The organism is Streptomyces sp. NPDC059456, from assembly GCF_042750055.1.
Classification (GTDB): domain Bacteria; phylum Actinomycetota; class Actinomycetes; order Streptomycetales; family Streptomycetaceae; genus Streptomyces.
In genome coordinates, this window is record NZ_JBHYVA010000053.1 from 1 (window position 1) to 13,369 (window position 13,369).

The 13,369-nt window shown below is 73.1% G+C and carries 15 protein-coding genes; 8 read left to right on the forward strand and 7 right to left on the reverse strand.

The window, feature by feature from the left end; all coding sequences use genetic code 11:
* Positions 1-843: 843 nt before the first annotated feature.
* Together ACFXA3_RS07745 and ACFXA3_RS07750 are read right to left on the reverse strand one after the other, a co-directional pair.
* Positions 844-1,347 carry a hypothetical protein gene (locus tag ACFXA3_RS07745; RefSeq protein WP_385183429.1) on the reverse strand — a complete coding sequence of 168 codons (504 nt, stop codon included), beginning with the start codon at positions 1,345-1,347 and terminating at the stop codon, positions 844-846.
* Positions 1,348-2,010: 663 nt separating this feature from the next.
* Positions 2,011-2,586, reverse strand: a complete 576-nt coding sequence (locus tag ACFXA3_RS07750; RefSeq protein ID WP_385183431.1) for a TetR/AcrR family transcriptional regulator — start codon at positions 2,584-2,586, stop codon at positions 2,011-2,013.
* Between the two features lie 95 nt (positions 2,587-2,681).
* On the opposite strand from ACFXA3_RS07750, the gene ACFXA3_RS07755 reads away from it, so the two are divergent.
* Entirely contained in the window at positions 2,682-3,059 is a 378-nt protein-coding gene (locus ACFXA3_RS07755) for a DUF4267 domain-containing protein (RefSeq protein ID WP_385183434.1), read from the forward strand.
* Positions 3,060-3,086: 27 nt separating this feature from the next.
* Here ACFXA3_RS07755 and ACFXA3_RS07760 read toward each other — a convergent pair whose 3' ends face one another.
* The 5 genes from ACFXA3_RS07760 to ACFXA3_RS07780 all read right to left on the reverse strand — a co-directional run bounded on the left by ACFXA3_RS07760 (position 3,087) and on the right by ACFXA3_RS07780 (position 7,254).
* Positions 3,087-3,575 carry a carboxymuconolactone decarboxylase family protein gene (locus ACFXA3_RS07760; RefSeq protein ID WP_385183437.1) on the reverse strand — a complete coding sequence of 163 codons (489 nt, stop codon included), beginning with the start codon at positions 3,573-3,575 and terminating at the stop codon, positions 3,087-3,089.
* A gap of 103 nt (positions 3,576-3,678) precedes the next feature.
* Complete coding sequence (locus ACFXA3_RS07765; RefSeq protein WP_385183440.1) at positions 3,679-4,287, reverse strand: DNA-binding response regulator; 609 nt, start codon at positions 4,285-4,287, stop codon at positions 3,679-3,681.
* Entirely contained in the window at positions 4,284-5,528 is a 1,245-nt protein-coding gene (locus ACFXA3_RS07770) for a sensor histidine kinase (protein ID WP_385183442.1), read from the reverse strand. The genes ACFXA3_RS07765 and ACFXA3_RS07770 overlap by 4 nt, the downstream gene beginning before the upstream one ends.
* The gene (locus ACFXA3_RS07775) at positions 5,525-6,301 is read right to left on the reverse strand and encodes an ABC transporter permease (protein WP_385183444.1); all 777 of its coding nucleotides are present in this window, start codon (positions 6,299-6,301) and stop codon (positions 5,525-5,527) included. Before ACFXA3_RS07775 ends, ACFXA3_RS07770 begins: the two co-directional genes overlap by 4 nt.
* Positions 6,298-7,254, reverse strand: coding sequence for an ABC transporter ATP-binding protein (locus tag ACFXA3_RS07780; protein WP_385183447.1), 957 nt, complete (start codon positions 7,252-7,254; stop codon positions 6,298-6,300). The genes ACFXA3_RS07775 and ACFXA3_RS07780 overlap by 4 nt, the downstream gene beginning before the upstream one ends.
* Before the next feature lie 266 nt (positions 7,255-7,520).
* On the opposite strand from ACFXA3_RS07780, the gene ACFXA3_RS07785 reads away from it, so the two are divergent.
* The 7 genes from ACFXA3_RS07785 to ACFXA3_RS07815 form a co-directional block, all read left to right on the forward strand.
* Positions 7,521-7,721, forward strand: coding sequence for a hypothetical protein (locus ACFXA3_RS07785; protein ID WP_385183450.1), 201 nt, complete (start codon positions 7,521-7,523; stop codon positions 7,719-7,721).
* Between the two features lie 135 nt (positions 7,722-7,856).
* On the forward strand, positions 7,857-8,021 hold the full coding sequence (locus ACFXA3_RS07790; RefSeq protein WP_385183453.1) for a hypothetical protein: 165 nt from the start codon (positions 7,857-7,859) through the stop codon (positions 8,019-8,021).
* Between the two features lie 139 nt (positions 8,022-8,160).
* Positions 8,161-10,083, forward strand: a complete 1,923-nt coding sequence (locus ACFXA3_RS07795; RefSeq protein ID WP_385183456.1) for an alpha/beta fold hydrolase — start codon at positions 8,161-8,163, stop codon at positions 10,081-10,083.
* On the forward strand, positions 10,080-10,670 hold the full coding sequence (locus ACFXA3_RS07800) for a hypothetical protein (RefSeq protein WP_385183459.1): 591 nt from the start codon (positions 10,080-10,082) through the stop codon (positions 10,668-10,670). Before ACFXA3_RS07795 ends, ACFXA3_RS07800 begins: the two co-directional genes overlap by 4 nt.
* Positions 10,671-10,797: 127 nt before the next feature.
* The gene (locus tag ACFXA3_RS07805; protein ID WP_385183463.1) at positions 10,798-10,959 is read left to right on the forward strand and encodes a hypothetical protein; all 162 of its coding nucleotides are present in this window, start codon (positions 10,798-10,800) and stop codon (positions 10,957-10,959) included.
* A gap of 2 nt (positions 10,960-10,961) precedes the next feature.
* Positions 10,962-11,873 carry a class I SAM-dependent methyltransferase gene (locus ACFXA3_RS07810; protein ID WP_385183484.1) on the forward strand — a complete coding sequence of 304 codons (912 nt, stop codon included), beginning with the start codon at positions 10,962-10,964 and terminating at the stop codon, positions 11,871-11,873.
* The coding region (locus ACFXA3_RS07815) for an ABC transporter ATP-binding protein (RefSeq protein WP_385183466.1) at positions 11,870-13,369 on the forward strand (1,500 nt) is incomplete at its 3' end. The genes ACFXA3_RS07810 and ACFXA3_RS07815, both read left to right, overlap by 4 nt.

Here is a 13,369-nt window from a genome sequence, read left to right on the forward strand (position 1 = left end):
GGTGGGGGTTGGGGGGGGGGGGTGGGGGGGGGGGGGGGGGGGGGGGGGGGGGGGGGGGGGGGGGGGGGGGGGGGGGGGCCGCGGCGGTACGTCGAGGGGCTTGAGGGCGACCAGCTGGCTGGTCCGCTCCGGGTCGTGCTTCTCCTGTTCCTTGCCCTTGTCCTGCTTGCCCTTGTCCTGCTTGCCCGTGTCCCGCTTGCCCTCGTCCTGCTTGTCCTTGCCCGCCTCCTCCGGCCGCGCCCATGTCGGCGCCTTGCGGCCGTCCGGCTTGGGGTCGGCGGCGGGCGCGCGGAACGTGACGGTGCGGGTGTCGTCGCCTTCGGCCTTGGTGGTTTCGTCGGTTTGTGTGTCGGCGCGCTTCGCGGGCTTGGGCTTGGTGAGCGTGAGCGTGCCGTCGGGCTTCTCGTCGGGCTCGACGCCCGGCTCCGGTTCGGGCTCCGGGTCCTTTGTGGTGTCGCCAGCGGGTCGGGGGGCGGGCTCGGGTTCGTCGCCGGGTGCGGACGACGCCTTGGGCGCAGGGGTGGGTCGAGCCTCGTTCTCGGGCTTGGGTGCGCGGGCCGCTGCGGGCTCCGCGCCGGCGTCGGCAGCGGACGTCGCAGCCTTGCCCTCCTTGTCCGGGCCGGCCTCGGGCTCGGGCTCGGACCCGGCCTTGGTATCGGGCTCGGAGTCCGGCTTCTGTTCGGCTTCGTCCTCAACGCCGGCCTCGGCACCGGCACCGGCCTCGTCTTCGGGCTTGTCCTCGGAATCGGGCTCCGGTTCCTGCTCGGCTTCGGCACGGGCACCGGCTTCGGGCTCGGACCCCGGCTCGATTTCGTCGCCGGGTGCGTCTGCGTCGGGTGTTTTTTATGTTTTGGGCGCAGGGGTGGGTCGAGCCTCGTTCTCGGGCTTGGGTGCGCGGGCCGCTGCGGGTTCCGAGCCGGCGGCGGCAGCAGACGTCGCGGCCTTGGCCTCCTTGTCCGGGCCGGCCTCGGGCTCGGACCCGGCCTCGGCCACGGGCTCGGCGTCGGCACCGGCTTCGGGCTTGCCCTCGGATCCGTCCGCGGGCTCGGCTTCGGCACCGGCCTCGGGCTCGGGCTTGCCCTCGGCTTCGGCGCCGGCAGGGGCGTCGGCCTGGACCTTGGGTCCGGTTTTGGGATTGGTTGGGGTGCGGCTGTCGGGCGCGCCGCCTTCGTCGGCTTCTGCGGCAGGCTCCGGCTCGGGGGCCTCGGTGGGGAGTTCGGCTTGGGGCTCGGTGACGTCCGCGGCGTCGGGGTCCGTGGACGTGGCGTCAGATACCCTCGCCGCGGTCGTGGTTCCCGCCAGATCCGGATCCTCCGGGGTTCCGCCCGCCACCTTGATTGCCTTCATCCCAGCCCCGCCTTGCCGTTCACACTGTGCCGATGTCGTGCGGCGATGGCCTTACGGGCCCCCGCCGCACTGCTAGATGTCCGAAGGGCACGGTGCGTTCCACCTGCTCGAACTTGTGATCGTCCGGTCTGGCAGGGGCCGGCCGAGTCGGCGCTGTCGATGCGCACGTGCCGTTGACGGCGGGCACGTCCCGCTGGGGCACGGCAGTTCGATGTCCGTACGGGCCCTGGCGAAGTGGCACTTATGGAATGTGGGTCTCGCAGGGCTTCGCCGGGCAGGTTTCGGCGTGCTTCCGGGCTGCCTGGTGTGGGACGTATGGACGTTCGGTACGAAGCGCACCCGATCCTCGTGATGCTGCTGCGCGATCCGATCCGGGGAGCGACGGGTATCTCACGCGGGTCCGCCGCGGGCGTCACAACCATGACGACGTCAGCGACGGCACCCTCATCCGGCCGCTCGTCCGCCTTGAGGGCACCGCCGTAGGGGGAGATGGGCCATGACGTGCCTCGACCGCCCGCCCGTCCCACCGCCCGCCCGACCGCCCGACCGGTAAGGCGACTCGTGGGCGTTTCGCGTTCGGCGGGGACGACGCGCCCGAGGTGCGTGCGGAGCCCGTCGCGGTGGTCGGTGCCGACGGGGCGGGCCCCGGGCGCGTCGGCCGGATCAGGCGCCGGAGAAGTGGCGGACGAGCAGGGCGAGGCGTTCCTCGTGTGCCGCGCGGGGCAGCCGGCCCCCGCGCATGAGGGTGGCCAGGCCGTGGAGGGCGGCCCAGTAGGTCTCCGTCAGTACGCCCGGGTGGTCCTCCCCCGCGTGGGGGCCGACCGTCTCGGCCAGTTCCCCGAACGCGGCGTGCAGGGAAGCGGGCGCGTCCGGTGTGGCGAACGGCAGATCGACGGCGTGGCTGAACATGGCGTCGTACACCGCGGGCCGCCGCTCGGCGTAGGCCGCGTACGCGGCGCTGACCCGGGCCAGCGCGGTGCGCGGGTCGGGCGCCGCGGTGCGTGCCGCCCGCAGGTCGGCGGCCAGTTCGGCGAATCCCTCCACCGCGACCGCGGCCATGATCGCGCCCTTGCCCTTGAAGTGGCTGTAGAGGACGGGCTGGCTGTACTCGACCCGTTCGGCGAGCCGCCTGGTCGTCACCGCTTCCCAGCCCTCCGACTCGGCGAGCTCCCGCGCCGCCGTGACGATGAGCCGTTCCCGTTCCGCTCGTTCGCGCTCGCGGCGCGTCTGGATGGTCATGGCAGAGATTCTAGCAGCGCTAGAAATTCTCGCAGCGCACTGCTAGCGTTGTTTCTGTTCCTAGCAGTGCTAGAAATCCTTGAAGGAGACCTGCCGTGCTCGCTTCCCTCGCCTATGGCCTGGCCGCCGTCCTCATCGTCCTCGTGCTCGTGATCGGCGCCCGGTTCCTCCTCTCCCCGCAGGCCGCGGCCGCCGGCTACGGAGTCCCCGCCCGCCAGGACGGCGATCCCGCGTACCTGACCGTCAAGGGCCTGCGCGACTTCACCTCCGGCCTGATCGGCCTGGCCCTGCTGGTGTTCGCCGACGCCGAAGCGCTGGCCTGGTACATGCTCGCGGTCTCCGTCACCCCGTTCGGCGACACCTGGGTCGTACTCCGGCACGGCGGCACCAAGGCGGCCGCCTTCGGCATCCACTTCGCCACGGCGGTCACGGTCGTCCTCAGCGCCGCCCTCCTCTTCGTCACGGCGTCGTGAGGCCGCCCGGGACGGTCTGCGGGCCCGTCAGTCCCACTGCTCGGCCGCGAGCGAGGTGACCGGGGCGGGCTTGCCGATGACCGCCAGGGCGATGAAGAAGCTGATCTGGCCGATCGCGATGGTGAGGGTCGCCAGCGCCTTCTGGTCGTAGTGCCGGGCCACCTCCGCGTACAGCTCGTCGGTGACCCGCTCCCGGCCGGCCGGGGCCGGCCGGAGGGTGGCCTCGACCAGTGCGAGGGCGGCGCGCTCGGCGTCGTCGAAGTACGGGGCGTCGTGCCACGAGGAGACGGCGGTGATGCGCTCCTCGGTCTCCCCGGCCTTGCGCAGGAACGCGGTGTTCAGGATCGTCAGGTAGGTGTTGCCGACGATCTGCCCAGCGCGCAGGTGGACGAGGCTCATCGTGGTGCGCGGGACCGAGCGGTTGCCGGTGGCCTTGAAGAGGGCCGCACTGATGTCGGCCATCTCGGGCACGAACTCGGCCGGGTTCTGCATCCGGGAGATCGGGGTGTTCGTCATGACGGACTCCTTCGCGTCGTCTGCGCTCGCCTTCACAGCACTGACGGATCGGGGGCGAAGGGTGTGACAGGGGTCGGGAAAAAGTTTCGCCGCACCCGTCGCACTAGTTGATCCAGCCGCGTTGGCGGGCCAGGTGGGCTGCCGCGTGGCGGTTCTCGGCCCCCAGTTTGGTGGTGACCGAGGACAGGTAGTTGCGGACGGTTCCCGGGGCCAGGGCCGCGCGTTCGGCCACCTCCTCGATGGGGGCGCCGTCGGTGGACAGGGAGAGGATGTCGGCCTCGCGGGCGCTGAGCGGGGAGGCGCCCGCGCTGATGGCGTCCGCGGCGAGGACCGGGTCGATGTAGCGGTTGCCGGAGTGGACGCTGCGGATGATAGTGGCCAGTTCGTGGGCGGAGACCGTCTTGAGGACGAAGCCCTTGACGCCGTGGGTGAGGGCGCGTTTGAGCTGGCCGGGCAGGCCGTGACTCGTGACGATCATGGTCTTGCAGGAGGGGAGGGCCCGGGTGAGTTCCTCGACCACGGCCACGCCGTCCTTGCCGGGCATCTGGAGGTCGAGTACGGCGACGTCGGGCCGGTGCCGCAGGGCCATGTCGACCGCGGCGGGGCCGGTGGCCGCCTCGGCCACGATGTCGAGGTCCTCCTCCAGCGAGAGCAGGGCGGCGAACGCGCCGCGGATGAGGTGTTCGTCGTCGGCCAGGAGGACGCGGATCATCGGCTGCTCCCTGTCGGCAGGTGCACGGTGAGTCGGTAGGTGTGGGCGGCCGAGGGGCCGTGGCGCAGCGTCCCGCCGAGGGGGGCGAGGCGTTCGACGAGGCCGGCGAGGCCGTTGCCGGCGGCCGGTCCGGCCTGCTGGCCGGTCCCGTCGTTGACGAGGTCCAGGCGGGTGCGGCCGTCGCCGGTGTCGGAGAGCTCGATGGTGCACGTACCGGCCTGGGAGTGGCGCAGTACGTTGGTCACGCCTTCGCGGACGACCCAGCCGAGTGCCGTCTGGGCTTCCTGGGTGAGGGCGGATCCGGTGCTGCGGCGGATGCGGCAGGCGACGCCCGCGGCTTCCAGGATGGCGCGGGCGCCCTGGAGTTCGGTGGCGAGGTCGGTGGAGCGGTAGCCGTTGACGACCTCGCGGATCTCGTGGTGGAGGCCGCGGGTGAGGCTCTGGACCTGGGCCATCTCCGACCGTGCCCGCGGGTTCTGGGCGAGCCGTTCGGCGAGTTCGGCCTTGAGGGCGATCACCGAGAGGTTGCGGCCGATGACGTCGTGCAGGTCGCGGGCGAAGCGAAGCCGTTCTTCCGCGACCACCAGCCGGGTCTGGGCCTCGCGGGCCGCGTTGAGCTGCCACAGGACGGCGAGGAACCAGACGGAGGAGCGCATCAGCGTGCCGATGACCACCCAGGTCGTGACCGTGAAGGCGAGTACGGCGGGGGCCGCGGCGCGGTCGGCGGTCAGTGCGAGGGCGCCCGCCGCGAGGGACTGGACGAGCGCCACGGCCAGGTACGGGAGCTGCGGCAGCACCGGGGACAGCGCGAAGGCCGGCGGGAGGGCCACCGTGATGGAGGCCAGGATCAGGCCGCGGGAGTGGTCGATCAGGCCGGTGTCGTGGGCCCAGGGCAGCAGGGACAGTTCGAGGACGGTCAGCGCGGCCATGGCGGCGATCAGGACGGCCGAGCGTTTCGCCCGGCCGATGCTGTACGCGATCGCCGTGGTCGCACCGAGGCCTTGCAGCGCGGTGACCGCGGCGACCGTCCAGCCGATCCCGTCGGGCAGGCGCGCCCGGTCCGCCGTGTCCAGGTGCGCGAGCAGCGGCCACAGCAGCGAGGCCAGCAGCAGCCACGGCATCAGGCAGAGCATCCAGCGGGTGTACGTCGTCGCCCGGCGTACGTCGGTCTGGTAGCGCGCCGAGGCGGGCGCGTCCGGGTCCGCGGCCGGGTCCGCGCAGGGGTCCGCGGCCGGGGTCACGTGCGCGGCTCCCAGCGGAAGCGCCGGCGGGCGGTCCAGGTGCACAGCAGCGTCCAGGCCAGCAGGACGGCGACGGAGACCAGGGTGTCGGCGGGGCCGGCGTCCCGGCCGGTCCAGCCGGAGCGGACCAGTTCGATGACGGGGGTGAGCGGGAAGAACCGCAGGACGTCGCCGAAGGCGGCGGGGAGCGTCTCCAGCGGTACGAGGGTGCCCGAGGTGAGCAGGAGCAGCAGGAAGCCGATGGTGCTGATGCCCTGGGCGCTCTCCGCGGTGCGGGCGGCGGCGGTGCTGAGCGCGGCGACGGCGGCGGTGAGTACGGTGCCGAGCACGATGCCGAGGACCACCAGGTGCGGGGCGGCCGGCAGGCCGAGACCGGCGATGGCCGCGACGGCTCCCGCGATCAGGGCGAACTGGACGAGCGCGGCCAGGGCCATGGGCACGGCGGGCGCGGCGAGGATGACGACGTCGCCCACTTCGCCGGTGCGCAGCCGCTTGAGGACGTGTTCCTCGCGGCGCAGGACGTAGGTGCCGATGAGGGGTGCGTACAGGGCCATGACGAGGACGACGCCGGCCGAGGTGGAGATCATGACCTGGCCCATGGCGAGCCCGGCGCCCTCGAGGTCGAACTGCTTCATGATCGTCGTGGTGCCCATGACGATCAGGGCCGGGATGACCAGGACGTTGAACAGGTTGCTCTTGCTGCGCAGGAACAGCGCGAGTTCGGTGCGCGACAGCGCCGCGAGGTGGGCGAGGGCCGGGGTGGACGTGCTCATGCGGGGTCCTTCGCGGTCTGGCCGGCGATCCGGAGGAAGGCTTCTTCCAACGAGGCGGAGCTGGCGGCGAGTTCCCGTAACGCGACCTGGCGGTCACGGGCCCAGGTGAGGACCTCGGTGGTGGTGTGCTGGAGGTCGTCGGTCCGCAGCTCGATCCGGCCGCCCGGGGTGACGTCGGCCTCGGCGCGCAGTACGGCGGGCCCGGGCAGGTCGGCCGGGGTCAGGCGGGGCGGCAGCCGGAAGCCGAGCGTGGAGGGGTGGGCGGCGACGATCTCGGCGACCGTGCCGGTGGTCGAGATCTGCCCGGCGTGCATGATCGCCAGCTGGTCGGCGAGCCGTTCGGCCTCCTCCAGGTAGTGCGTGGTGAGCACGATCGTGGTGCCTCCCGCGCGCAGGTCCTCGATGATGCGCCAGACGTCGTGCCGGCCCTCGGGGTCCATCCCGGTCGTGGGCTCGTCCAGGAACAGCAGTTCGGGGCGGCCGAGGGTGGCCAGGGCCAGGTCGAGCCGGCGCTTCTCGCCGCCGGAGAGGTGCTTGACCGTCACGTCCCGGCGCCCGGTGAGCCCGACCACGGCCAGTGCCTCGTCGTACGGGCGGGGGCGGGTGGTGCAGGCGGCCCACATCCGGACCGTCTCCAGCACCGTCAGGTCGCCGGGGAAGCCGCCCTCTTGGAGCATCACGCCGGTACGGGGGCGTATGCGGGCGCGGTCGCGGACCGGGTCGAGGCCGCCGAAGAGCCGGACGGTCCCCTTGGCGGGCTTCGCGAGCCCTTCGAGGAGTTCGACGAGGGAGGTCTTGCCCGCGCCGTTCGTGCCGAGCAGGGCGAAGAGCCGGCCGCGCGCCACCGTCAGGTCCACACCGCGGACCGCGTCGAACCCGGCGTCGCCGGGCGGCCCGTAGCGCCGCCAAAGGCCTGTGACCTCGATCACATTTTGCTCGGTGATGACGTTCATGACCCGATCTTTGCACTCCGCGCCCGGGCCTGTGCAGTGAGCGGCCTCATGGGTTCGCATGACAGATGTCACGGCCCGGCGTGATGTCCGTCAGTGATCACGAGCGTGCGCTGCGCGATGGAGTGTGATCTGCGTCATGCCGGATCTGCGGGGATCGGTATTTGATCCACATGCCGACGGGGGCCGGCCAACGGGGCCTCCGCCAGGCGGATCTGCGCATTTTCTGCGCGTTTCTGATGCTTCATCTCCTGAAAGAGGACGCTGACATGACCGAGATCGTCACCTTCGTCAACAACCTGGACCTCGGCACCATCCAGGCCGGCGAGGCCCGCACCGACCAGACGCCCGTCCTGGCCACCCCGGCCGCCGCGCTCGCGGCGATCGGCGGCGCCAAGGCCGTCGGCGCCTTCGTCGGCGGCGCGACGGTGGTCGGCGGCGCGTACGCGCTCGGCCGCGCCATCGGCTGACCTGCCGTCACCGGCAGCCTGGCGGCCGGTCACCGGCAGCCCGTCACCGGCCGCCCGTCTGCGGCCGCCTGATCCCACCCGGCCGTACGCGCCGCAGGCGCCCGTACCGCCGGATCCCCACGAAAGGACGCCCTGATGAACGAAGTCACCGCCGTGCTGAACGAGATGGACATCCCCGAGGAAGGCGTCGTGTTCCCGCTCGCCGCCCCGGTGCTGGCCACCCCCGCCGCCTTCATGGGCGGGATCGCCATCTCCTGCGCCGTCGTCAGCGCCTTCGAGGCCGGACGCGGCAACGGCTGACACCGGACGACCGCCGGATGACACACGGGTGTCCGCCGGGCCAGAGGGGGATTCTGGCCCGGCGGGCCCCCGTCCAGCCTAGGGCCTGTCCGTCCTCCGGCTCTTCCCCGGCTTCCCCTCCCGCTGCGAAAGAGACCACGTGAAGTTCGCCCAGAAGATCGCCTCCGCCGTCTTAGGCCCCGCTCCGGTGAGCCGGGACCGTGCGCTCGGCCTGTCCGAACGGCTCGCCGCCGTCACCACCTTGACGTCGTCCCTGGAGTACCTCTCCCAGCGCAAGGAGATCCGGCAGGGCGGCCTCAACGACTGGAACATCGTCAAGGACGTGCAGGCCGGGTCCACCCCGCTGGTGCGCCGCCTGCTCGACGCGGTCAGCGGCCCCCGCACCACCACCGCCCTGCACGTCACCCGCGCGGCCGTCGCCGCCGGGATGCTGCTGCCCGGCAACTCCCGCCTGCGCGGCGCCGGAAGCCTCTTCCTCGGCACCAGTTCCGCGCTGCTCTACCCGCGCCACCGCTACGGCACCGACGGCTCCGACCAGGTCGCGATCCTGGTGCAGAGCGCCACCGGTGCGGCCCGCCTGGTCCGCTCCCCGCAGGCCAAGGACGCGCTGCTCTGGTACGTGGCGCTCCAGGCCAACCTCTCGTACCTGGTCTCCGGCTGGGTCAAACTCATCGGCGAGCCGTGGCGCGACGCCTCCGCCCTCTCCGGCGTGATGCGCACCCGTACCTACGGCCACCCCGGCATGTACCGCTGGACGCAGGAGCACCCGAGGGCCGCCAAGGCCCTGACCCACGGGGTGCTGGCCCTGGAGTGCCTCTTCCCGCTGGCCTACGCCCGCGGGGGCCGCCTGGCCCGCCCGGTCATCGCGAGCGCGGCCGCCTTCCACCTCGCCAACGGCTACTTCATGGGCCTGGGCCGGTTCGTCACCGCCTTCACCGCCATGCACCCGATGGTCGCCTACACCTCCGCCCCGCGCAGCCACCCCGCCGTCGCCGGCCGGGACGACCGCGCGCTGCCCGTCGCGCTCGCGCTGGTGACGGCGGCCGCCGGGATCGCCGTGGGCACCGCCGTGCAGCGGCGGATGCGCACCACCGAGGGCTGGCACACCTCCCGGGTGCTGACCACGCGGCACGGCAACGAGCTCCAGTACGAGGTCCTCTCCCCCGGCGACGACCGGCGGCCCGTGCTGGTGTTCGCCGCCGGCATGGTCTCCACCAGCGAGCACTTCGCGTGGATCACCGAGCGCCTGGTCCAGGACACCGGGCACGGGGTCCTCACGTACGCCCGGGCCGGATACGCGGGCAGCCGCCACCGGGATCCCGGCCGCCACACCCTGAGCCGGTCCGTCGACGACCTCGTCGACCTGGTGAACGGGGCCGTGGCCCCGGGCCGGCAGGTCATCCTGGTCGGGCATTCGCTCGGCGGCGAGATCGCGCGGCGCGCGGCCCGGCAGCTGGGCGACCGCGTCCACGGCGTCGTCTACCTCGACGCCTCGCACCCCGACGAGCTGAACCGCTCCGCGCAGCAGAGCGAGACCGCGACGCGGCTGCGCACCTCGCTCGTCCAGATGACCTGGTACCTGCGGCTGGGGACCGGCATCCTCATGGCCCGGCCGGACTGGCTGGAGTCGCTGCCCGTCGCGTACCGCAAGAAGGTCTTCGCCCAGTACGCCGACGCCCGCATGTGGGAGGCGGGGCTGCGCGAATGGGAGGCGGTCGAGGCCGACTTCCGGGCCCACCGCGGCGAGCTCGCGACGATCGACGGCGCGCACGGGCTGGTCGTCTCGGCCCAGCAGACCGTCGACCGCGACCCCGACCAGCTGCTGATGCACCGGGAACTGGCCGAGGCGCACCGCGGCGGGCGCACCCGGACGGTGGTCGTCGAGGGCGCCGGGCACGACACGCTGCTGACCGTGAGCCGGTACGCGCACCAGGTGGCGGACGCGATCACGGAGTTCTTCGCGCAGGGGCCGGGGGACGCGGACGCCGACGTGGCCGACGGCGCCACCGTGACCGTCGGCGCCGCTGCCGCCGCCGGCACCGGGAAGGAGACCGGGAAATGACGACGACGACGCTCGGGCGGGCGGCCGCCGGGCTGTTCACGGGCGAGGGCGCGGGATGGCGCATCGCCGGCGCGGCCATGCTCGTCAGCACCCTCGCCATCCAGCACCCGAACCCGACGTTCAACCGGATGCAGCTGAAGGACACCTTCTCGATGCTGCCCAACTGGCGCTTCTTCGCACCGACCCCCGCCATGCACGACTACCACTTCGTGTACCGCACCCTCGGCGCCGACGGCGCCACCTCGCCCTGGCAGGGCGTGGACGTGATCGAGGGCCGCAAACCGTGGCAGATCGCGTGGTTCCCGACGCGGCGTCCCGAGAAGGCGGTCTTCGACATCTGCAGCGAGATCCTGCACGTGATCGACAAGGGGTTCCCGGTCGTCGTCCGCACCGCCGGGTACCGCACGCTCACCGAGTACCTGCGCGCCACGATCCTCGACGGCGGTGCGCCGGCCGGGGACGTCCGCGGCTTCCAGTTCGCGCTGGCCCGCGCCACCGGCTACGACACCACCCAGAGCCCCGAGATGGTCTTCGTCTCCCCCTACACCCCGCTGCACGCGCGGGACCCGGCCACGGTGGGGGCATGAGGATGGCGCCCTACATCATCATCGCGATCGGCGCGGTGATCGCCGGGGCCATCGCCCTCGGGATGCTCAAGTCCTGACGCCCCGGCCGACGCACCCGCGCGTCCGCACGGACCCCAAGGAGAACACCATGCACAAGCCCGCAGTCGCCGGCTGCCTGGTCGCCGGCCTCGCCGTGATCGGGTTCCTGACCGCGACCGACGTCATCGACACCGTGAGTGCGATCGCCGTGGGCGTCGCCCTGTTCATCGCCGCAGGCGTGGAGCTGAAGAGGAAGGGGCCGAGCCGGTGACCGTGAATCCCAGCGCCACGCCCGCCACCGGCACTGTCGCCGTCGCCGTCGCCGTCGCCGTCGAGGACATCGGGTACGGGCGCCAGTTCGAGGGCTGGTACGACCGGCTCTTCCCGCGGGACGAGTCCGCAGCCGTCACCGCCGCCCGGCTGGCCGAGCTGCACCCCGAGCCGGCCTCCGGGACCGTCGAGTTCGGCGTGGGCACCGGGCGGATCGCGCTGCCGCTCGCACGTCGGCTCGCCGCCCCCGTCACCGGGCTCGACTCGTCGCCGGAGATGCTCGCCGCGCTGCGTGCGGCCGGGGAGGCGGAGGCCGGTGTCGAAGCTCCCGAAGCGGTCGGAGCGGTCGGAGCGGTCGGAGCGGTCGACGCCGTGCTCGCGGACATCCGTACGTACACCTCCGAGCGCACGGCCGGGCTCGTCTACTGCGTCTGCGCCACCCTCTCGATGCTGCTCACGCCCGAGGACCAGCGGCAGGCCGTGGCCCGCGCGGCGGAGCTCCTCGCGCCCGGCGGCCGGTTCGTCGTGGAGACCCACAACAAGCCCGCCGTGCTCGCCGCCCACGAGGGCCGCTCGCGCACCTCGTACTTCATCCCGTACCCGGAGCCGGGCACGGGCCTGCAGACCCACTCCACGCTGTTGCCCGAGAACGACCTGTGGCACTGCGCGCACGTCTGGTTCGAGTCGGACGGCAGCAGCCGGGTCGGCACCGAGCTGTCCCGCCTGACCACCCCCGACGAGGTCGACGCCTACGCCCGCGCGGCCGGGCTCGTGCCCGAGGGCCGCAGCGCCGACTGGCTGGGCACCCCGTACGGCGAGCAGGCACCCATGTTCGTCAGCACGTACGTGAAGCCGGTGGCGGCGCCGGTGGCGGCGGACCCGGCCGGCACCGGTGGCGCCGGGGCTCCCGCGTGAACATCCGGCACATCGCCCGCGGCCACCGCGCCCTGCTGCTGAGCGGCATCGTGCTCGGGCTGCTGGGCGCGGCGGCCACCCTCACCCAGCCGCTGGTGATCGGCGAGATGATCACGTCGGTGGCGGCGGACCGGCCGCTGACCGGGCCGGTGCTGCTGGCCGTGGGTCTGTTCGCGGCCGATGCCCTGTTCGCCGCCGGGCACGCGTACGCCATCGGCCGGGCCGGGGAGAACGTCGTCTTCGACATCCGGCACACGCTGGCCTCCCGGCTGCTGCGCTCCCGGCTGCAGTCGTACCACCGGTGGGACCAGGGCGATGTGTTCAGCCGGCTGGTGACCGACACCTCGCTGGCTCGGATCTGCCTGACCCAGGCCCTCGCCCAGATCGTCACCAGCGCCTTCATGGTGCTCGGCGGGATCGTGATGATGGCCCGGCTCGACCCGCCGCTGCTGTTCACCACGCTCGGCTGCCTGGGCGTGGCCAGTGCGGTCTCCCTGCTGCTGGCCCGGCAGGTCCGCAGGGCATCGGTCGTCAACCGGGAGGACACGAGCGTCTTCGGTTCCGCCCTGTTGCGCGTCATGGGCGCCCTGCCCACCGTGAAGGCCTCGCGCGCCGAGGGGCGGGAGACCGAGCACATCGCGGTCCTGGCGGGGCGGGCGCGCCGGTCCGGGATCCGGGTGTCGGCGCTGTCGGCGCTGCTCACCCCCGCGATGAACGTGGGCACGCAGGTGGCGCTGACCGCGGTCATCGCCTGGGGCATGGCCCGGGTGGCCACCGGGGAGATGGCCGCCGCCGATCTGACGGCGTTCATGATGTACCTGTTCTACCTGGTGTCGCCGCTGGTCATGCTGTTCATGTCGATCGCCCAGTTCCAGCAGGGCCGGGCCTCCGTCGACCGGCTGGGCGAACTCGGCGGGCTCGAACAGGAGGAGCAGGAAGGGGGCGGCGGGCCGGACGGCGCGGAGCGGGCCGTGGCGGGGCACGAGGGGCTTGAAGGTCCTGAGGGGCTCGACGGGCACGCGATCCGCTTCGAGGAGGTGTCCTTCCGCTACCCGGACGGCGACCGTGCGGATCCCGTCCTCGACCGGGTGTCGTTCACCGTCCCCGAACGCGGCCTCACCGCCGTCGTCGGCCCCTCCGGCGCGGGCAAGACCACCCTCTTCCAGCTCGTCGAGCGGCTCTACGCACCGGACTCCGGCACGATCCGCATCGGCGGCACCGACACCGCCGCCCTGCCGCTGGCCCGGCTGCGGTCCCTGGTCGGCTACGTGGACCAGGACCACACCCTGCTGCGCGGCACCGTACGGGAGAACCTCACCTACGCCGCCCCCGACGCCACGGCCGCGGACATCGAGGACGCGCTGCGCCAGGCGCACCTGACGGAGGTGGTCGCGGGGGGGGGGCGGGCGCGCCCGCCCCCGCCAGGCCCGGGGGGCGCCGCGCGGCGGGGGCGCGGCGCCGCCCCGCCGCCGCGCGCGCGCCCGCCCCCGCGCCGG